Genomic DNA, 18,366 nt, shown 5'->3' on the forward strand with positions numbered 1-18,366 from the left:
TGCCACTGACGGTAAGGAGTATCCGGCGCGACAGTGGTGTCCATGAACGGAAACCAGATCGAAGGCCTCGTCGGAATGCTCTCCGTCCTCGCGATCCTCGTCCTCCTGGTCCTCCCGTCAGTGCTCGGCATCGTGCGCGAGCGGCGCATCGACCGGCAGCTGCGGGAGTCCCAGGAGGGACGCGGGAGCGAAAGGGATCAGAAGTCCTCGTCCAGGTCGACGGTGCCCTCCACCGCCACCTGGTACGCCGAGGCGCGGCGCTCGAAGAAGTTCGTCAGCTCCTGAACACCCTGGAGTTCCATGAAGGAGAACGGGTTCTCCGAGCCGTACACCGGGGCGAAGCCGAGCCGCGTCAGACGCTGGTCGGCGACGCACTCGAGGTACTGGCGCATCGACTCGGTGTTCATGCCCGGGAGACCGTCACCGCACAGGTCGCGCGCGAACTGCAGCTCGGCCTCGACGGCCTCCCGCAGCATGTCGGTGACCTGCTGCCGGAGCTCGTCGTCGAACAGCTCCGGCTCCTCCTTGCGGACGGTGTCGACCACCTCGAAGGCGAAGGACATGTGCATCGTCTCGTCGCGGAACACCCAGTTGGTGCCGGTCGCGAGACCGTGCAGCAGACCCCGGCTGCGGAACCAGTAGACATACGCGAAGGCGCCGTAGAAGAACAGGCCCTCGATGCACGCCGCGAAGCAGATCAGGTTCAGCAGGAAACGGCGGCGGTCCGCCTTGGTCTCCAGCCGCTCCAGCTTCTCGACCTCGTTGATCCACTTGAAGCAGAACCCGGCCTTCTCGCGGATGGAGGGGATGTTCTCCACCGCGTCGAACGCGGCCGCGCGGTCCTCCGGATCGGGCAGGTAGGTGTCCAGCAGCGTCAGATAGAACTGGACGTGCACGGCCTCCTCGAAGAGCTGACGGCTCAGGTAGAGCCGCGCCTCGGGGGAGTTGATGTGCTTGTACAGCGTCAGCACCAGGTTGTTCGCCACGATCGAGTCACCCGTGGCGAAGAACGCCACCAGACGGCCGATCAGGTGCTGCTCCATGGGGGACAGCTTCGCGAGGTCGGCGACGTCCGAGTGGAGGTCGACCTCCTCCACGGTCCAGGTGTTCTTGATCGCGTCCCGGTAGCGCTCGTAGAAGTCCGGGTAGCGCATGGGGCGGAGCGTCAGCTCGAAGCCCGGGTCCAGGAGGTTGGCGTTTCGGTTGGACATTACTGGCAGGCCTCGCAGGACTCGGGGTTCTCAAGGGAGCAGGCGACGGCGTCGGCCTCGGCCACCTGCTGGACGGGGATGGTGGGCTGCGCCTTGCCGGCGGCGCGGGCGATGCGGGTCGCCGGGCGCGAGCGCAGGTAGTACGTCGTCTTCAGGCCCTGCTTCCAGGCGTACGCGTACATCGAGGAGAGCTTGCCGATGGTCGGCGTCTCCATGAACAGGTTCAGCGACTGCGCCTGGTCCAGGTACGGGGTGCGGGCCGCGGCCATGTCGATCAGACCGCGCTGCGGGATCTCCCACGCCGTGCGGTACAGCGCCCGTACGTCCGCCGGGATCCACGCGAAGTCCTGCACCGAGCCGCTCGATTCGCGCAGCGCCTCGCGGGTGCGGGCGTCCCAGACGCCGAGCTTCTTGAGTTCCTCGACCAGGTAGGAGTTGACCTGGAGGAACTCGCCGGAGAGCGTCTCGCGCTTGAAGAGGTTCGAGACCTGCGGCTCGATGCACTCGTAGACGCCCGCGATCGAGGCGATCGTGGCCGTCGGCGCGATGGCCAGCAGCAGCGAGTTGCGCATGCCGGTCGCGGCGATCCGCTCGCGCAGCGCCGCCCAGCGCTCCGGCCAGGTGAGCTCGACGTCGAAGTGGTCGGGGTGCAGCACGCCCCGGGCGGTACGGGTCTTCTCCCAGGCCGGGAGCGGCCCGTGGCGCTCGGCGAGGCCCGCGGAGGCCTCGTACGCGGCGAGCATGATGCGTTCGGCGATCCGCGTGGACAGGGCGCGCGCCTCGGCGGAGTCGAAGGGCAGGCGCAGCTTGAAGAAGACGTCCTGCAGACCCATGGCGCCGAGACCGACCGGACGCCACTGGGCGTTGGAGCGGCCCGCCTGCTCGGTCGGGTAGAAGTTGATGTCCACGACGCGGTCGAGGAAGGTCACGGCCGTGCGGACCGTCTCGTCCAGCCGCTCCCAGTCGATGTCCCCGGTCGCTGTGTCGACGAAGGCGCCCAGGTTCACCGAACCGAGGTTGCAGACCGCCGTCTCGCCGTCGTCCGTGACCTCCAGGATCTCCGTGCAGAGGTTGGAGGAGTGCACGACGTGGCCCGGCAGCGCCGTCTGGTTGGCGGTGCGGTTGGCGGCGTCCTTGAACGTCATCCAGCCGTTGCCGGTCTGCGCGAGGGTGCGCATCATGCGGCCGTACAGGTCGCGGGCCGGCATGGTCTTCTTCGCGAGACCCGCGGCCTCCGCCTTGCGGTACGCGGCGTCGAACTCCTCGCCCCACAGGTCGACCAGCTCGGGCACGTCCGCCGGGGAGAACAGCGACCACTCGGCGTCGGCGTTGACCCGGCGCATGAACTCGTCCGGGATCCAGTGCGCGAGGTTGAGGTTGTGCGTACGGCGCGCGTCCTCACCGGTGTTGTCGCGCAGCTCCAGGAACTCCTCGATGTCGGAGTGCCAGGTCTCCAGGTAGACGGCCGCGGCGCCCTTGCGCCGGCCGCCCTGGTTGACCGCGGCGACCGAGGCGTCGAGGGTCTTCAGGAACGGGACGATGCCGTTGGAGTGCCCGTTGGTGCCGCGGATCAGCGAACCACGGCTGCGGATACGGGAGTATGAGAGCCCGATGCCGCCCGCGTGCTTGGAGAGCCGGGCCACCTGGTGGTAGCGGTCGTAGATGGAGTCCAGCTCGTCCAGCGGGGAGTCGAGGAGGTAGCAGGACGACATCTGGGGGTGCCGCGTACCGGAGTTGAACAGCGTGGGGGAGGACGGGAGGTAGTCGAGGCGGCTCATGAGCCCGTAGAGCGCGGCGACTTCGTCGACGGAGCGGGTGCTGTCGTCCTCGGCGAGACCGGCGGCGACGCGCAGCATGAAGTGCTGGGGCGTCTCGACGACCTTACGGGTGATCGGGTGCCGCAGCAGGTAGCGGCTGTACAGCGTGCGCAGGCCGAAGTAGCCGAAGCGGTCGTCGGCGGCCGGGTCGACCAGCGCGTCGAGCCGCTCGGCGTGCAGCCGGACGAACTCGGCGGTGCGGTCGGCGATGAGACCTTCCCGGTGTCCCACGGCGACGGACTCGGTGAAGGTCGTGGAGCCCTGCGAGGCGGCCTCGGTGCGGATGCCGATGGCCAGCAGCCGGGCGGCCAGCCGGGAGTAGGCGGGGTCCTCGGAGATGAGACCCGCGGCCGCCTCCGTGGCCAGCTCGCGCAACTCCCGCTCGTCCGCCCGCGCGGACCGGCCGCGCAACGCGGCGGCTGCGACCCGGCCGGGGTCGGCGTCGGGGAGGTCGGCGGTCAGCTCGGTGAGCGTCCGCAGCAGCGCGGCACCGGGACCGTCGGTCTCGGTACCTGCGTCAAGAACGCCTGCTGCTGAAGCCGGGTCTGCTGGCGCGATGGTCACGTGGGGGCTCTCCCTCGCTCGGCACGGGGCCTTGCGGAGGGCGGCAGGGCAGCACACGAGCGCACGCGGCGTCGCGTCCACCGGCCCATTCCGCGAGGCCCGGACGTCGAAACACCCGGACCGGACGGCCGGGCGCACTGTCGACAGGTCCTCGGACTGACGCTCGTACGGCCCCGCTCGGCCCCGCTCAACCGGGGGGACGGACGCGTACAAGTACACCGTTGCGGGACAGTTCCGGATTCGCACCGGATTCCCCTGCGACGACAGCGAGCATGAGCATACATCTTGTGCCGGGTGGTGAGCGCGCCCCCATATGTTGTGTCGCGGTAACTCCGGAACGTGTCAGAGTGTCAACTCATAGGTGATCAGCACGAGGTCCTCCAGGTCCGGGAGTGGCTGCCAGTCCCGCTCGGGTGTGCGGACGAAGCCCAGCCGTTCGTAGATGCGGTGGGCGGCGTGCATGATCCCCAGGCTCGACAGCACGACGCGCGTGCAGCCGTCCGTGGCCCGAGCCCGCTCGACGCACGCCCGGACGAGCGCCTCGCCGATGCCCCGGCCGCGGGCGTCGTGGCCGACCGCGAGCATCCGTATCTCGGCCTCCCCGGGTCCGGCGATGTCCGCCATGGGGCCGGGGGACGGCACGAAGGTGACGCCGCCGAGGACGCGGTCGTCGTCGGCCGCCACCAGGACCTCGGCGGCGGCCGCCCGCCCGGCGACGTCCTTCAGCACCGCGAGGTAGGTGTCGTCCTCGCCGAAGGTGAGCAGCCCGTCCCGCAGATAGGCCTGGCCGGTGATCTCACCGAGGGTCTCGTACTCGCCGGGCTCCGCGCTCCTGATCACGATGTCCATGGAGCCGAGTGTGCCCGACGGGTACGACAACGGGCCGCCGGTTTTCTCCGGCGGCCCGTCGGTGACGTACGACGTGCTCGGTTCTAGTGCGAGGCGCCCGCCGTCGCCGGCGGCAGCTCCGTCTGGACGCCCGGGTCGCCCGCGTCCGCCGTGTAGTCCTCGGGACGCGTCTCGTCGACGCCGTCCGGGGCCTTGACGGCCTTCAGGACGAAGGTGAGGACGACGGTGACGGCCACGTTCAGGACGAACGCCGTGAGGCCGATGTAGCCGATCTGGCCGATGCCGGGGATCTCGGCCGCCGAGCCGCCGAAGTGCTTCTGCGTCGGGGAGGCGACCCCGTACGCGGCGAGGGTGCCGTAGATCATGCCGACGGCCCAGCCGGCGAGCAGGGCCCATCGGTGGAACCAGCGCGTGAACAGGCCGCCGACCAGCGACGGGAAGGTCTGGAGGATCCAGATGCCGCCCAGGAGCTGGAAGTTGATGGCCACGGTCTTGTCCATGGTCAGGACGAAGACCAGCGCGCCGACCTTCACCAGCAGCGAGACCAGCTTGGAGACCTTGGTCTCCTGCGCGGCGGTCGCGTCGGGCTTGATGAAGTCCTTGTAGATGTTGCGGGTGAACAGGTTGGCCGCCGCGATCGACATGATGGCCGCCGGGACCAGCGCGCCGATGCCGATGGCCGCGAAGGCGACGCCCGCGAACCAGGACGGGAACATGTCCTCGAACAGCTGCGGGATGGCCAGCTGCCCGTTGGTGACCTTGATCCCGGCCGCGATCGCCATGAAGCCCAGCAGCGCGAGCAGGCCCAGCATCAGGGAGTACAGCGGCAGGATCGTGGTGTTGCGCCGGATCACGTCACGGCTCCGGGAGGACAGCGTCGCGGTGATCGAGTGCGGGTACATGAACAGCGCGAGCGCGGAGCCCAGCGCCAGCGTGGCGTACGTCCACTGGCCCGCCTCCGGCGGGAAGACGGCGCCGCGCGGCTTGCCCGTGGCCGGGTTGGTCTGCGCGAAGGCCTCGCCGGCCTTGGCGAAGATGTGGTCGAAGCCGCCGAGCTTGATCGGGATGTAGATGATCGCCACCGCGATGACGATGTAGATCAGCGTGTCCTTGACGAACGCGATCAGCGCGGGGGCCCGCAGACCCGACGAGTACGTGTACGCGGCAAGCACACCGAAGGCGATCAGCAGCGGCAGGTCCTTGACGAACCAGTTCGTGCTCTCGCCACCGCCGACGCCCATCACGTCCAGTACGGCCTGGATGCCGACCAGCTGGAGCGCGATGTACGGCATGGTCGCGAGGATGCCGGTGAGCGCCACCGCCAGCGACAGCCCCTTCGAGCCGAAGCGGCCGCGCACGAAGTCCGAGGTCGTCACGTAGCCGTGCTTGTGCGAGACCGACCACAGGCGGGGCAGGAACGTGAAGATCAGCGGGTACACGAGGATCGTGTACGGCACCGCGAAGAAGCCCGCCGCGCCCGCCGCGTAGATCGCCGCCGGGACCGCCACGAACGTGTAGGCCGTGTACAGGTCGCCGCCGAGCAGGAACCAGGTGATCCAGGTACCGAACGACCGCCCGCCCAGGCCCCATTCGTCCAGGCTGTGCTCGTTCTCGGCCTTGCGCCACCGCGCGGCCAGGAAGCCCACGACCGTGACGGCCAGGAAGAAGAAGACAAAGACGCCGAGAGCGACGCCGTTCACGCCGTCCTTCACTTCGCCGCACCCCCCTTCGCGGCCTTGCGGCTCCGCTGGTCACGCTGCCACAGCTGGTACGCGAGCATGGTGAGCGCGGTCGAGATGAGCACCCACAGCATCTGGTACCAGTAGAAGAACGGGATCCCGATGAACGCGGGGTCCGTCTTGGCGTACGAGCCGACCCACAGGGTCGCCACGAACGGCGCGACGAGACACAGGGCGATGACGACGCGCACCGGTGTGACCACCGGTGGTCTTGCTTCTTCGGGTGTAGCGGGCATGCGGCGGCTCCGTCCCCTCGCTGATCAGCGGCGTAATGAGCAGGCAATGTAGGTGACGGTGCCACGCAGTGGAACCCCTCGTCCGCATATCGGTCCCGAACAGAAACCTGCGGGTGGCGGAGGGGTTGGAGCTGACGGGGCGTCGGTCAGTCCTGAGGCCTCTTGAGGCGCGCGACGAACTTGTAGCGGTCGCCGCGGTAGACCGAGCGCACCCATTCCACCGGCTGGCCGTCCCGGTCCAGCGAGTGCCGGGAGAGCATCAGCATCGGCAGGCCGACGTCGGTGCCGAGCAGGCCCGCCTCGCGCGGCGTCGCCAGCGACGTCTCGATGGTCTCCTCGGCCTCCGCGAGGTGGACGCCGTACACCTCGGCGAGCGCGGTGTAGAGCGACGTGTACTTCACCAGGCTGCGGCGCAGCGCCGGGAAGCGCTTCGCGGACAGATGAGTGATCTCGATGGCCATGGGCTCGCCGTTGGCCATGCGCAGCCGCTCGATGCGCAGCACCCGGCCGCCGGAGGCGATGTCGAGCAGTTCGGCGAGCCGGTCGTCGGCGGTGACATAGCCGACGTCGAGGAGCTGCGAGGTCGGCTCCAGTCCCTGGGCGCGCATGTCCTCGGTGTAGGAGGTGAGTTGCAGCGCCTGGGAGACCTTCGGCTTGGCGACGAAGGTGCCCTTGCCCTGGATGCGTTCGAGCCGCCCCTCGACGACGAGCTCCTGGAGGGCCTGGCGGACGGTGGTGCGGGAGGTGTCGAACTCGGCGGCGAGCGTGCGCTCGGGCGGGACCGGGGTGCCGGGCGCCTGGGTCTCCGTCATCTCGAGCAGATGCTTCTTCAGGCGGTAGTACTTGGGCACCCGCGCGGTACGGACGGTGGCCCCACCCTCGTTCTCCGCACTGCTGACGTCGGTGGTCATGCTCCGCCTTCCCGGCTCCGGCTGCCGAAGCGACCGACGTCCCGTCGGCCGCGGCTCACATCGTGGCACGGCCGCCTGCGGCACGAGCGGCGCCCGGCGCCCGCATGCTCCGTGATCTCTCTGTATACCTTCGCGTCCCTTGCTGGTCTAGTCCACCAACGCGGCCTCGGCGGCACCGGACGCGGGGCGCCACGCGGGAACACCCTTGACAGGCCTATTGGTCTGGGCCAGGCTCCGGTGTTGGTCTACACCATTGGCCCGGTTCGTGAAGGGATGTCACCCCATGACGACACTCGCCGGCGGCACCGACACCCTGACCCCGGACGCCCTGACGGTGCTCCAGCCCGGGTTCACCGGCACCACCGCCCCCGACTGGCTGTTGCGTCGGCTCGGCGAAGGACTGTCGGCCGTGGGTCTGTTCGGTCGCAACATCACCTCGCCCGAGCAACTGGCCGCCCTCACCGCCCAGTTGCGCGCCGAGCGCGAGGACGTCCTGGTGGCGATCGACGAGGAGGGCGGCGACGTCACGCGGCTGGAGGCGCGCACCGGATCGAGCTTCCCCGGCAACCACGCGCTCGGCACCGTCGACGACGAGGACCTCACCCGCGAGGTGGCCCGCGAGATCGGCCGCCGCCTCGCCGCCTGTGGCGTGAACCTCGACTGGGCGCCGTCGGTCGACGTCAACTCCAACCCCGCCAACCCGGTCATCGGCGTCCGCTCCTTCGGCGCCGGCACCGACCTGGTCGCCCGGCACACCGCGGCCTTCGTCACCGGCCTGCAGTCGGCCGGGGTCGCCGCCTGCGCCAAGCACTTCCCCGGCCACGGCGATACCTCCGTCGACTCCCACCTCGCGCTGCCCCGCATCGACGCGAGCACCGACGTGCTGAACTCCCGCGAACTCGTGCCCTTCCGTGCCGCGATCGCCGCCGGCGCCCAGGCCGTGATGAGCGCCCACATCCTGGTCCCGTCCCTGGACCCGGACCGCCCGGCCACCCTCTCCCACCGCATCCTCACGCGCCTTCTGCGCGGCGAACTCGGCTACGAGGGCCTGATCATCACCGACGGCATGGAGATGCGCGCCATCACCACCACCTTCGGCCTCGAACGCGGCACCGTCCTCGCCCTCGCCGCCGGCGCCGACACCATCTGCGTGGGCGGCGGCCTCGCCGACGACGAGACGGTCCGCCACCTGCGGGACACCCTGGTCGACGCGGTCAGAACGGGCGAACTCGCCGAGGAACGCCTCGCGGACGCGGCGGCGCGGGTACGGCGGCTGGCCCGGCGGCCGGCGGAGGCGGCGCCCGCCTCCGCCCCCGAGCCGCGGGAGGACATCGGCCTGGCCGCCGCCCGGCGCGCGCTCGCGGTGACGTCCCCGGAGCCGTTCGAACCGCTGACCTCGCCGCCGTACGTCGTCGCCCTCAGCTCCGCCGCGAACATCGCCGTCGGGGAACAGACCCCGTGGGGCGTCGCCACCGAGCTGGACCTGCTGCTGCCCGGCACGAAGGCGGGCACCTTCGCGGGCGAGCCGGGGGAGTCGGCGGGACGGGCCGCCCTGGCCGCGGCGGGGGAGCGCCGGATCGTCGCCGTGGTGCGCAGCGAGCACCGGCACCCCTGGATGGCCGCCGCCCTCGACACCCTCCTGACGGCCCGCCCGGACACGATCGTCGTCGAGATGGGCGTCCCCCAGGCCACCCCGCGGGGCGCCCTCCACCTCGCCACCCACGGCGCGGCCCGCGTCTGCGGCCGTGCTGCGGCAGAGGTGATCGCGGGACGGGTGGCGCCGTAGGGAGGGTGTCGACGGTGGCAGGGTCAAATGCCCTGCCACCCCGGCTTGTTGGCGTACGAGTGCCGGAAGTAGGGCGCCAGCTTCAGTTTCGACGCGGCCGCCTCGTCGGTCACCACCGTGGCGTGTGGGTGGAGTTGGAGTGCTGAGGCGGGGCAGATCGCCGCGACCGGGCCCTCGACGGTCGCGGCGACCGCGTCCGCCTTGCCCTCGCCGGTGGCGAGCAGGACCAGGTGCCGCGCCTCCAGGATCGTGCCGATGCCCTGGGTGACGACATGCTGCGGTACCTGTGCGACGTCGCCGCCGAAGAAGCGCGCGTTGTCGCTCCGGGTCTGTTCCGTCAGCGTCTTGATCCGGGTGCGCGAAGTGAGCGACGAACAGGGCTCGTTGAAGCCGATGTGCCCGTCCGTGCCGATTCCGAGCAGCTGGAGGTCCACACCGCCGGCCGCCGCGAGCGCCCGCTCGTACGCCGCGCACGCGCCCGGCACGTCCTCGGCCGTGCCGTCCGGCCCCAGGAACGCGCTCATGGGGATGGCGAGCGGCTCCAGCACCTCCCGGCGCAGCACCGAACGGTACGACTCCGGGTGGTCCGCGGGCAGTCCGACGTACTCGTCGAGCTGGGCGATCCGCGCGCGCGAGGTGTCGACCTCGCCGGAGCGGACCCGGGCCGCCAGCGCCCGGTAGACGGGAAGCGGGGTGGAGCCCGTGGCCACCCCGAGCACGGCGTCGGGCTTGTGCCGCAGCAGCCGGGCGACGGCCTCCGCGATCAGTTCACCGCCGCCGGCGGCGTCCGGAACGATGACGACTTCCACGCTGGGCCCGCCGTTTCGAAGAGGACGAAGAAAGAAGTGGTTTAGACCAATCTAGCAGCGACGGAGTCCCCGAGTGCACCCCCGATGTGGCGGAAATCGCCGTCGCCATCCGATCCCCTACCCCGCTCCTGCGGGCTAGGCTGCGGGGTGCCGTCTGTGAACATCCTCCAACGCATGGACACGCATCGTGGTCTAGTCCACAATGCGTAAGTGGATTTCGTGCGCTAAGCGCGCGACGCAGCCGCGTTCTTCCGCCTTCCCCGCACAGGAGGGCGGACCGAGGATCCGGAGCTCTCTGCCCTGACTGCCCCGGTTCCTCACCTTCGGCCGACCGGGACCGCACACCCCACGGCCGATGCTGCTCCGGGCTGCGGTGCCGGGAGGGTTGAGGGTCCCTCCCAGGCGCCGCGGCCCGCGGGTGTCTCCGGGCCCGTACGACCCCCCGGGTACGCTCGCACTGTGCCCTCCATGAACGAACTCGTACGCCAGCACACAGCCCTCGACGACTCCGATCTCGAGTGGCTCCACCTGCTGGTCTCGGAGTGGCAACTGCTCTCCGACCTCTCCTTCGCCGACCTGGTCCTGTGGATCCCCACGCGCGACGGCACCCGGTACGTCTCGGTCGCCCAGATGCGGCCCAACACGGGCCCGACCTCGTACCAGGACGACATGGTCGGCCACCTCGTCCCGCGCGGCCGGCGCCCCATGCTGGACGCGGCCCTCGACGAGGGCCGGATCGTGCGCGAGGGCGACCCCGAGTGGCGCGAGGAGGTCCCGGTCCGGGTCGAGTCGATCCCCGTCCGGCGCGAGGGCCGCGTCCTCGGCGTCATCGCCCGCAACACCAACCTGCTCACCGTGCGCACCCCGAGCCGGCTGGAGCTCACCTATCTCCAGAGCGCCTCGGACCTCGCGCAGATGATCGCGGCCGGCTCCTTCCCGTTCCCCGACCAGCAGGTCGACATGGACGCCTCGCCCCGCGCCGGCGACGGCCTGATCCGGCTCGACGCGGACGGCATAGTCCAGTACGCCTCCCCGAACGCGCTCTCCGCCTACCACCGCCTCGGCCTCGCCGCCGACCTCGTCGGCCACCACCTCGGCCAGATCACCGCCGAACTCGCACCGACCCGGGGGCCGGTGGACGAGGCACTCGCCAAGGTGGCCAGCGGCTGGGCGCCGCGCGAGTTCGAGATCGAGGCCAACGACGGTGTGATCCAGTTCCGGACCATCCCGCTCAAGCCCAAGGGCACCCGCATCGGTTCGCTGGTGCTGTGCCGGGACGTCACCGAACTGCGCCGCCGCGAACGCGAGTTGATCACCAAGGACGCGACCATCCGGGAGATCCACCACCGGGTGAAGAACAACCTCCAGACGGTGGCCGCCCTGCTCCGCCTCCAGGCCCGCCGTATCGACTCCGCCAGCGGCCGGGAGGCGCTGGAGGAGGCCGTGCGCCGCGTGGGCTCGATCGCGATCGTGCACGAGACGCTCTCCCAGAACCTGGACGAGCGCGTGGAGTTCGACGAGATCGCCGACCGCGTGCTCGCCATGGTCGCCGAGATCTCGCCCGGCCGCGTCACCGGCCGGCGCAGCGGACGCTTCGGCGTGCTCGACGCCGAGGTCGCCACCCCGCTGTCGATGGTCCTGACCGAGATCCTCCAGAACGCCTTGGAACACGGCTTCCGCGAGGGCGACACCGGCACGGTCGAGGTCTCCGCGGTGCGCGGCGGCACCACCAAGGAGGCCCGCCTCCTCGTCACCGTCCAGGACGACGGCATCGGCCTGCCCGAGGACTTCGACCCGCACCGCTCGGGAAACCTGGGCCTGCAGATCGTACGAACCCTGGTCGAGGGCGAGTTGGGCGGCACGTTCGACATGTCGCCGGCGCCCGAGGGCGGTACGCGGGTCCTGCTGGACATTCCGGTGCGAACGCAGAAGTAGCCCGGAAATCGGGGAAGTTTCCCGGAAAGCTCAGGGAGGTCCCCCGAAACGCAATGGAGCCCCGGACCAGTGGTCCGGGGCTCTTTGTCTATTGCTGCGCGCTGCGGCTCGGGGGCGGGAGAAGCGCACGCGCTGTACGCGCCGCCAAGCTCAGGCTGTCAGATCGTGGGGGGTGTGTCAGGCGGAGGCCTGACGGGCCCGGTTGCGGGCGGCGCGGCGCTTCATGGCGCGGCGCTCGTCCTCGCTGAGACCACCCCAGACGCCGGAGTCCTGGCCGGACTCGAGCGCCCACTGCAGACACTGCTCGATGACGGGGCAGCGCCGGCAGACGGCCTTGGCTTCCTCGATCTGCAGCAGCGCAGGACCGGTGTTGCCGATGGGGAAGAAGAGCTCGGGGTCTTCCTCGCGGCAAACGGCGTTGTGACGCCAGTCCATGGCTGCTACCTCTCCTTGGATGTTACGTGCAGGTTGCTTGTGAATGTGAACGCTTTCACGAATCCCTCAACAGATGAAGGGCCGCACGACAGGATCGTCCCTGGCGTGCTCCTGGGTTTGAAGAGGGGTTCTGGTGATCAGCGGATGCCAATGTTACGGGCCGTCCCGATCGCCACGTAGAGACTCGCAAACCTCAGCGGCGGATACAACCCCTTCCGGAAAGTTTTTTTTGATTCCTCGGTGTCGACTAGGTCACAGCCGTACTTCCATGGGGTGGATCCTGGCCTAAACGTTCGAGTGAAAGGAGTTTGCCTCGATCCACTCACACAATCACACGCAGTGCTCGGCGAACGCCTGTGAACGTCACGCTTGTACGCAGTCCGAGGTGGTCGCCGTCCATCTGGAGGGGCAATGGCACCTTGGAATGCAAGGTGAACCGGTCCAGATCGTGCAGCGACAAGGCATGTCTGCTATGCGGTCCCCGCTCGGGGGACGAAGTGAGCAACTGGGTTCCATACCGGGCAACCGCGGCCGTCGACAGGCGGCTGAGACCGAGTACGTCGAGGCCTTTATCGAACGAGGCCTTAGGCGACGTGTACATCGGGCGATTGCCGAGATACGTCCACGGGGATGTGTTCGAGACTATGGCGACCACCAGATCGGTGACCGGATCCGCGTCCGCCCGCTCCAGCGTGACCGTGCCGTGCCGGCGGTGCGGTTCGCCGAGGAACTGCCGGACGACCTGACGGACGTACAGCGCGTGCGTCGACTTCTTGCCGCGCTCGCGCTGCTGCTCGACCCGGCCGACCACGCCCGCGTCGAAGCCGAGCCCCGCGTTGAAGGTGAACCAGCGGGCCGGAACCGTCTCGTCCGCGGTGCCGGGCGTGCCCGAGGTCAGCCCGAGACCGATGATCCGCTCCCGCTTCTCGCGGAGGGCGTCCAGGAGGGCGCCGGTCGCCTCGACCGGGTCGTTGGGCAGGCCGAGGGCGCGGGCGAAGACGTTGGTGGAGCCGCCGGGAACCACGGCGAGGCCGGGCAGGCGCTCGGGGTCGGGGCCGGCGTGCAGCAGACCGTTGACCACCTCGTTGACGGTGCCGTCACCGCCGAGGGCCACCACCAGGTCGACGTCCTGGCCCGCCGCCGCCTGCCGGCCGAGGTCGCGCGCGTGCCCGCGGTACTCGGTCATGACCACGTCGAGCTTCATCTCGCTCGCCAGTGCGTGGATCAGTACGTCGCGCGTACGTGCGCTTGTGGTGGTTGCCGCCGGATTGACCACGAGAAGTGCACGCATGACTGGCAGCGTACCTACTGGGGGGTACCGAGCCCAGAGCCGGTTGGGAATCCGGTAAGAAGAAGGGGCGTGAGCCTGGCCACCGGGCGGCCCGGGGCGCGAGGAGCCAGGGCTACTCTTCTGATGTGAGCAGTGAGCAGAGCCCCGCCCCCACGCCCGAGGCCGCCGAAGGCCCCCGCCCGCGCCGGCTGACGTACGCGGCGGCGCTGGCCGCACTCGAAGGAGCGGCCCTGCTGGCCGCGGGTGTGCTGATGCTCGTCCTCGGAGTGACGGGCGACCCGGACGGACGGCGCCAGGCCGTCACCGGGGGAGTCACGGTGCTCGTGCTCGCCCTGCTGCCGCTGTTCGCCGCGCGCGGGCTGCTCCTGCGCCGCAGCTGGAGCCGCGGCCCCGCCGTGATCACGCAGATCATGGCGCTGCCGGTGGCCTATAGCCTGCTCCAGGCCGACAGCGTCGCCATCCCCGCCGGCATCGCGCTCGCCGCGGTCGCGGTGACCTCGCTGGTCCTGCTGGTCAACCCGGCGACGACCCGGGCCCTCGGCGTGAAGGGACCGGGCCGCACCGACTAGGGCCTGTCGTTTGGATAATCCCGGCATCGCGGGGCCTGGCACGCACATCTGCCGCGTTGTCGTCGGTTGCCAACTCCCCCACGCTCGGCTCCGCTCGCGCGGGGGGACCCCCATCGCGTTGACGCCCTCCTCCGCCTTGCAGCTGCACGCACCAGACCCCGCTCGGGTCGGTCGAGAAGTACCGCACCTCACAGCCGGCCTGATCCAAACGACAGACCCTAGCCGTACCGCGTGTTCCTCTGTTCCTCGTACGAGGACTACTCCTCCACCAGGAGCTTCTCCCGCAGCTGCGCCAGCGTGCGCGCCAGCAGCCGCGAGACGTGCATCTGCGAGATGCCGACCTCTTGCGCGATCTGCGACTGCGTCATGTTGCCGAAGAAACGCAGCAACAGGATCCGCTTCTCGCGCGGCGGCAGATCCTCCAGCAGCGGCTTGAGCGACTCGCGGTACTCGACGCCTTCGAGAGCCTCGTCCTCGGCGCCGAGGGTGTCGGCGACCGCGGGAGACTCGTCGTCGGTGTCGGGGACGTCCAGCGACAGGGTGGAGTAGGCGTTCGCCGACTCCAGGCCCTCCAGGACCTCCTCCTCCGAGATGGCGAGCTTCTCGGCCAGCTCGTGGACCGTGGGGGAGCGGCCGTGCTGCTGGGACAGCTCGGCCGTGGCCGTGGTGAGCGCCAGCCGCAGCTCCTGCAGGCGGCGCGGGACGCGCACGGCCCAGCCCTTGTCGCGGAAGTGCCGCTTGATCTCGCCGACGACCGTCGGAGTGGCGTACGTCGAGAACTCCACGCCGCGGTCGGGGTCGAAGCGGTCCACGGACTTGATCAGGCCGATGGTGGCGACCTGCGTGAGGTCGTCCAGCGGCTCACCGCGGTTGCGGAACCGGCGCGCCAGGTGCTCGACGAGCGGCAGGTGCATGCGGACCAGCCTGTTGCGCAGTTCCGCGTACTCGGCGCTGCCGTCCTTCAGCGCGCGCAGCTCGACGAACAGCGCGCGCGCCCCGCTCCGGTCCTGGGGGGCGTGCTGCGTGCCCTGTGCGTTCTGGGCGCCCAGCGCTTCGTCCTCGGAGTTTCGCTCGTGCTCGCTCATCGTCCCCGTTGCCCTTCCCCGAGCTCCCGCCTCCTCCCTCACGGCCGGCTTCGCTCGGGCGGGGGTGCCTCCCTGGTCGGTGGGCACGGCCCCGGTCCGTCCCTCCGGCGCCGCGCCGCGCGTGGCATCGGCCACGTCCCGCCGCGCGCCGTCCGGGGTGCCCGGCCGCACGGATTCGTCCTCCGGGTGCGGCCTGGCCTGCTCGGGAATGCCGTCGACGCCCTCGGCGCCGTCCGCCAGGAACCGGGAGGATTCCCCAGGGCCCTCGCTCCGGCTCTGTCCCTCGCTGTCGGCGCCGCCCGGGCGCGCGGAGCCCCACGAGCCGGGGGCAGTGCCCGCGTTCTCGCCCGGCAGCTCCCGTGTGCCGCGCTCTTCGTCCCGCACCGGCCCGTCCCCGTTCCTCACGCCGGCCCGGGACCCGCGCCGCGCTGTTTGTAGAGGCTGATCGACACGGTCTTGTCCTCGTCGACGGCCGACGAGACCTTGCCCGCCAGGGCCGACAGCACGGTCCAGGCGAAGGTGTCCCGCGAGGGCGCGTTGCCGTCGGTCGTCGGTGCGGACACCGTGACCTCGAGCGAGTCGTCGACGAGCCGGAAGACGCAGCTGAGCACCGAGCCGGGCACGGCCTGCTGGAGCAGGATGGCGCAGGCCTCGTCGACCGCGATGCGCAGGTCCTCGATCTCGTCCAGGGTGAAGTCCAAGCGGGCCGCGAGTCCGGCCGTGGCCGTCCGCAGCACCGACAGGTAGGCACCCGCTGCCGGCAGCCGGACTTCCACGAAGTCCTGGGCCGCGGGCTCGCCTGCGATCTGGGACACCCTCACCTCCAAGGTGGTACAAGCTTCTCGGGGCCGAGGGTCGCCCCTCGGGGTAACGCGATTGCTGGTTCAGCGGTGACGCTATCGCGCTCCGAACGTTCGTGTCCCCGGGACCCCGTCCCCCTGGTGTCACTCACAGTAAACCTGTGGATACGCTCCGTGTCTAGGGGTCTGCGGGCCCAATTGGGAAGAGCGCGCGCCGGATTGACGTACCCAGACGTCAGACGCGCGAACCGTTCGAACCGGCGGTCGTCATGCAGTGTCACACGACTTCGTGGCCGACGTCACACGAGTACATGATCGACGTAGCACCAGCGCCAGTCCTCGCCCTGCTCGAAGGTCCGCATGACCGGGTGACCGGACGTCTCGTGGTGCTTCGTCGCGTGCCGGTACGGCGAGGAGTCGCAGCAGGCGACGTGGCCGCACGTCAGGCACATCCGCAGCTGGACCGGGTTCGTGCCGAGCGCGAGACACTCCGGGCAGGTCCCGTCCTGCGGCTCGGGCTCCGGGTGCGGCAGCGCGCCGGCGTGCGTGCACTGTTTCATGATTGCCAGATTACGACGGGCCGGCCGGGAGCCGCGCGGACAATCGAGGGCGGGCGAGGACATGGACGTGATGCCGCTGCTGTTGCTGGTGGCGGGCAGTACGGTGGTCGCCGCGGCCGCCCGGCGCACGCCCGTCCCGGCGCCCCTGCTCCTGGTCGCGGTCGGGCTGGCCGTCTCGTACATCCCCGGCATGCCGGACTACACCCTCGACCCCGAGGTCGTCCTCCCGCTGCTGCTGCCCCCGCTGCTGTACACCTCGGCCTCCGACAGCTCCTACCTCGACCTGCGGGCCCAGCTGCGGCCCGTCGCGCTGCTGTCGGTCGGCTACGTGCTCTTCGCGACCTTCGTCGTCGGCGGGGCGGCCTACGCGCTCGTGCCCGGGCTGCCGCTGCCCGCCGCGCTGGTGCTGGGCGCGGTGGTGGCGCCCCCGGACGCGGTCGCGGCGACGGCGGTGGCCCGCCGGCTCGGACTGCCGTCCCGGATCACGACCATCCTCCAGGGCGAGTCCCTGCTGAACGACGCCACCGCGATCACCGCCTACAAGGTGGCCGTCGCGGCGGCGGTCGGCGAGGCCGCCACCTGGTCCGGCGCGGGGGTCGAGTTCCTGGTCGCGGCGGTCGGTGGCGTCGCCGTCGGCCTGGTGCTGATGGTCCCACTGCACTGGCTGCGCACCCACCTGAAGGAACCGCTCCTGCAGAACACGCTCTCGCTGCTCGTCCCGTTCGTGGCGTACGGCGTCGCCGAGCAGCTGCACGCCTCCGGCGTCCTCGCGGTCGTGGTCGTCGCCCTGTATCTGGGGCACCGCGCGTGGGAGGTCGATTTCGCCACCCGGCTCCAGGAGGACGCCGTGTGGAAGATGGTCGCCTTCATCCTGGAGTCCGCCGTCTTCGCCCTCATCGGACTGCAACTGCCCATCGTCCTCAGGGGCCTGGAGGCGTACGACGCCGCCGACGCCGCCTGGTACGCGGTGGCCGTCTTCCTGGTGGTCGTCGCCACCCGGTTCGTCTGGATCTATCCGGCGGCCTTCCTGCCGCGGCTGCTGTCGGCGCGGATCAGGGAACGCGAGGCCAACCCCACCTGGCGGAGCCCGGTGGTCACCTCCTGGGCCGGGATGCGCGGGGTGGTGTCCCTGGCCATCGCGTTCTCCATCCCGCTGACCGTGCACGGCGGCGCCCCGTTCCCACAGCGCAACCTGATCCTGTTCCTGACGTTCACGACGGTCATCGGCACGCTGGTGGTCCAGGGGCTGACGCTGCCCCCGCTGATCCGCCGGCTGCGGTTCCCCGCCCCGGACCCGCAGGCCCAGACCCTCGCCGAGGCCAACGCCCAGGCCCAGGCCTCCCGCGCCGCCGAGACCCACCTCGAAGAACTCCTCGCCGACGAACGCAACGCCCTGCCCCCGCCCCTCGCCGACCGCCTCATCGGCGTCCTGGAACGCCGCCGCAACGCCGTCTGGGAGCGCCTCGGCGCCCCGAACCCGGTGACCGGTGAATCGGTCGACGACACCTACCGCCGCCTCTCCCGCGAAGTGATCGGCACCGAACGCGCGGTCTTCGTCAAACTCCGCGACCTGCGCTACATCGACGACGAAATGCTCCGCACCCTGCTGCGCCGACTGGACCTGGAGGAGGCGGCGGCTTATCGGGAGGCGGCGTAGCGGGGGGCCGGTGGGCTGCGGGGCGCCCTGCTTGGCGGCGAGCGGTCGGGCGGGGACGGTGGCGGTCGGGCGGTGGATGGGTGCCGCGCGGGCGTGTTTCGGCGTAGCCGTT

Annotated in this window: 17 protein-coding genes and 1 riboswitch; of the genes, 5 read left to right on the forward strand and 12 right to left on the reverse strand. The window is 70.5% G+C overall.

Features of this window, described 5'->3' with window-relative positions; translation table 11 throughout:
- Window positions 1-42 precede the first annotated feature (42 nt).
- Entirely contained in the window at window positions 43-285 is a 243-nt protein-coding gene (locus QFZ74_RS21185) for a hypothetical protein (protein WP_307622375.1), read from the forward strand.
- On the opposite strand, the gene QFZ74_RS21190 is transcribed toward QFZ74_RS21185, so the two are convergent.
- The 6 genes from QFZ74_RS21190 to QFZ74_RS21215 form a co-directional block, all read right to left on the reverse strand.
- Window positions 198-1,211 (reverse strand): ribonucleotide-diphosphate reductase subunit beta, encoded by a 1,014-nt coding sequence (locus QFZ74_RS21190; protein ID WP_307622376.1) that lies wholly within the window; start codon window positions 1,209-1,211, stop codon window positions 198-200. The genes QFZ74_RS21185 and QFZ74_RS21190 overlap by 88 nt on opposite strands.
- A complete protein-coding gene (locus tag QFZ74_RS21195) occupies window positions 1,211-3,592 on the reverse strand; it encodes a ribonucleoside-diphosphate reductase subunit alpha (RefSeq protein WP_307622377.1) in 2,382 nt (793 codons plus the stop codon). The genes QFZ74_RS21190 and QFZ74_RS21195 overlap by 1 nt, the downstream gene beginning before the upstream one ends.
- 146 nt (window positions 3,593-3,738) lie before the next feature.
- A riboswitch (cobalamin riboswitch) is annotated at window positions 3,739-3,847 on the reverse strand.
- A gap of 87 nt (window positions 3,848-3,934) precedes the next feature.
- Window positions 3,935-4,441 (reverse strand): GNAT family N-acetyltransferase, encoded by a 507-nt coding sequence (locus QFZ74_RS21200; protein ID WP_307622378.1) that lies wholly within the window; start codon window positions 4,439-4,441, stop codon window positions 3,935-3,937.
- An 83-nt stretch (window positions 4,442-4,524) separates the two neighbouring features.
- Window positions 4,525-6,153 carry a monocarboxylate uptake permease MctP gene (mctP, locus tag QFZ74_RS21205; RefSeq protein ID WP_307622379.1) on the reverse strand — a complete coding sequence of 543 codons (1,629 nt, stop codon included), beginning with the start codon at window positions 6,151-6,153 and terminating at the stop codon, window positions 4,525-4,527.
- The gene (locus QFZ74_RS21210; protein WP_307622380.1) at window positions 6,150-6,416 is read right to left on the reverse strand and encodes a DUF3311 domain-containing protein; all 267 of its coding nucleotides are present in this window, start codon (window positions 6,414-6,416) and stop codon (window positions 6,150-6,152) included. Before QFZ74_RS21210 ends, mctP begins: the two co-directional genes overlap by 4 nt.
- A gap of 146 nt (window positions 6,417-6,562) precedes the next feature.
- On the reverse strand, window positions 6,563-7,327 hold the full coding sequence (locus tag QFZ74_RS21215) for a GntR family transcriptional regulator (protein ID WP_307622381.1): 765 nt from the start codon (window positions 7,325-7,327) through the stop codon (window positions 6,563-6,565).
- 283 nt (window positions 7,328-7,610) lie between these two features.
- Between QFZ74_RS21215 and QFZ74_RS21220 the strand changes: the two genes are divergently transcribed.
- Window positions 7,611-9,113: a glycoside hydrolase family 3 protein gene (locus QFZ74_RS21220; RefSeq protein ID WP_307622382.1), complete on the forward strand. Its 1,503-nt coding sequence runs from the start codon at window positions 7,611-7,613 to the stop codon at window positions 9,111-9,113.
- Window positions 9,114-9,136: 23 nt separating this feature from the next.
- Here the strand turns inward: QFZ74_RS21220 and nagB are convergent, their stop codons facing one another.
- Window positions 9,137-9,922, reverse strand: coding sequence for a glucosamine-6-phosphate deaminase (gene nagB, locus QFZ74_RS21225; protein ID WP_307622383.1), 786 nt, complete (start codon window positions 9,920-9,922; stop codon window positions 9,137-9,139).
- Between the two features lie 468 nt (window positions 9,923-10,390).
- On the opposite strand from nagB, the gene QFZ74_RS21230 reads away from it, so the two are divergent.
- Window positions 10,391-11,857 (forward strand): sensor histidine kinase, encoded by a 1,467-nt coding sequence (locus tag QFZ74_RS21230; protein WP_307624229.1) that lies wholly within the window; start codon window positions 10,391-10,393, stop codon window positions 11,855-11,857.
- Window positions 11,858-12,034: 177 nt separating this feature from the next.
- On the opposite strand, the gene QFZ74_RS21235 is transcribed toward QFZ74_RS21230, so the two are convergent.
- A complete protein-coding gene (locus QFZ74_RS21235) occupies window positions 12,035-12,292 on the reverse strand; it encodes a WhiB family transcriptional regulator (protein WP_003992873.1) in 258 nt (85 codons plus the stop codon).
- Window positions 12,293-12,614: 322 nt separating this feature from the next.
- A complete protein-coding gene (locus QFZ74_RS21240) occupies window positions 12,615-13,583 on the reverse strand; it encodes a diacylglycerol kinase family protein (protein WP_307622384.1) in 969 nt (322 codons plus the stop codon).
- 125 nt (window positions 13,584-13,708) lie between these two features.
- Here QFZ74_RS21240 and QFZ74_RS21245 point away from each other — a divergent pair, with 125 nt between their 5' ends.
- Window positions 13,709-14,152 (forward strand): hypothetical protein, encoded by a 444-nt coding sequence (locus tag QFZ74_RS21245; protein ID WP_307622385.1) that lies wholly within the window; start codon window positions 13,709-13,711, stop codon window positions 14,150-14,152.
- A gap of 257 nt (window positions 14,153-14,409) precedes the next feature.
- On the opposite strand, the gene QFZ74_RS21250 is transcribed toward QFZ74_RS21245, so the two are convergent.
- The 3 genes from QFZ74_RS21250 to QFZ74_RS21260 all read right to left on the reverse strand — a co-directional run bounded on the left by QFZ74_RS21250 (window position 14,410) and on the right by QFZ74_RS21260 (window position 16,597).
- Complete coding sequence (locus QFZ74_RS21250) at window positions 14,410-15,621, reverse strand: RNA polymerase sigma factor SigF (protein WP_307622386.1); 1,212 nt, start codon at window positions 15,619-15,621, stop codon at window positions 14,410-14,412.
- Window positions 15,622-15,638: 17 nt separating this feature from the next.
- The gene (locus QFZ74_RS21255) at window positions 15,639-16,052 is read right to left on the reverse strand and encodes an anti-sigma regulatory factor (RefSeq protein ID WP_307622387.1); all 414 of its coding nucleotides are present in this window, start codon (window positions 16,050-16,052) and stop codon (window positions 15,639-15,641) included.
- 284 nt (window positions 16,053-16,336) lie between these two features.
- The gene (locus QFZ74_RS21260) at window positions 16,337-16,597 is read right to left on the reverse strand and encodes a UBP-type zinc finger domain-containing protein (protein WP_307622388.1); all 261 of its coding nucleotides are present in this window, start codon (window positions 16,595-16,597) and stop codon (window positions 16,337-16,339) included.
- 61 nt (window positions 16,598-16,658) lie between these two features.
- Here QFZ74_RS21260 and QFZ74_RS21265 point away from each other — a divergent pair, with 61 nt between their 5' ends.
- Window positions 16,659-18,254: a Na+/H+ antiporter gene (locus QFZ74_RS21265; RefSeq protein WP_307622389.1), complete on the forward strand. Its 1,596-nt coding sequence runs from the start codon at window positions 16,659-16,661 to the stop codon at window positions 18,252-18,254.
- Window positions 18,255-18,366 lie beyond the last annotated feature (112 nt).

Source organism: Streptomyces sp. V3I7, assembly GCF_030817495.1.
Lineage (GTDB): Bacteria > Actinomycetota > Actinomycetes > Streptomycetales > Streptomycetaceae > Streptomyces.

What these genes read in the sequence shown, in the direction of transcription:
- QFZ74_RS21220 (WP_307622382.1), top strand. Translation starts at nt 7,611, where the DNA reads ATGACGACACTCGCCGGCGGCACCGACACCCTGACCCCGGACGCCCTG.
- QFZ74_RS21190 (WP_307622376.1), bottom strand. Translation starts at nt 1,211, where the DNA reads ATGTCCAACCGAAACGCCAACCTCCTGGACCCGGGCTTCGAGCTGACG.
- QFZ74_RS21265 (WP_307622389.1), top strand. Translation starts at nt 16,659, where the DNA reads ATGGACGTGATGCCGCTGCTGTTGCTGGTGGCGGGCAGTACGGTGGTC.
- QFZ74_RS21185 (WP_307622375.1), top strand. Translation starts at nt 43, where the DNA reads ATGAACGGAAACCAGATCGAAGGCCTCGTCGGAATGCTCTCCGTCCTC.
- QFZ74_RS21200 (WP_307622378.1), bottom strand. Translation starts at nt 4,441, where the DNA reads ATGGACATCGTGATCAGGAGCGCGGAGCCCGGCGAGTACGAGACCCTC.
- QFZ74_RS21260 (WP_307622388.1), bottom strand. Translation starts at nt 16,597, where the DNA reads ATGAAACAGTGCACGCACGCCGGCGCGCTGCCGCACCCGGAGCCCGAG.
- QFZ74_RS21210 (WP_307622380.1), bottom strand. Translation starts at nt 6,416, where the DNA reads ATGCCCGCTACACCCGAAGAAGCAAGACCACCGGTGGTCACACCGGTG.
- QFZ74_RS21230 (WP_307624229.1), top strand. Translation starts at nt 10,391, where the DNA reads ATGAACGAACTCGTACGCCAGCACACAGCCCTCGACGACTCCGATCTC.
- QFZ74_RS21240 (WP_307622384.1), bottom strand. Translation starts at nt 13,583, where the DNA reads ATGCGTGCACTTCTCGTGGTCAATCCGGCGGCAACCACCACAAGCGCA.
- QFZ74_RS21235 (WP_003992873.1), bottom strand. Translation starts at nt 12,292, where the DNA reads ATGGACTGGCGTCACAACGCCGTTTGCCGCGAGGAAGACCCCGAGCTC.
- QFZ74_RS21215 (WP_307622381.1), bottom strand. Translation starts at nt 7,327, where the DNA reads ATGACCACCGACGTCAGCAGTGCGGAGAACGAGGGTGGGGCCACCGTC.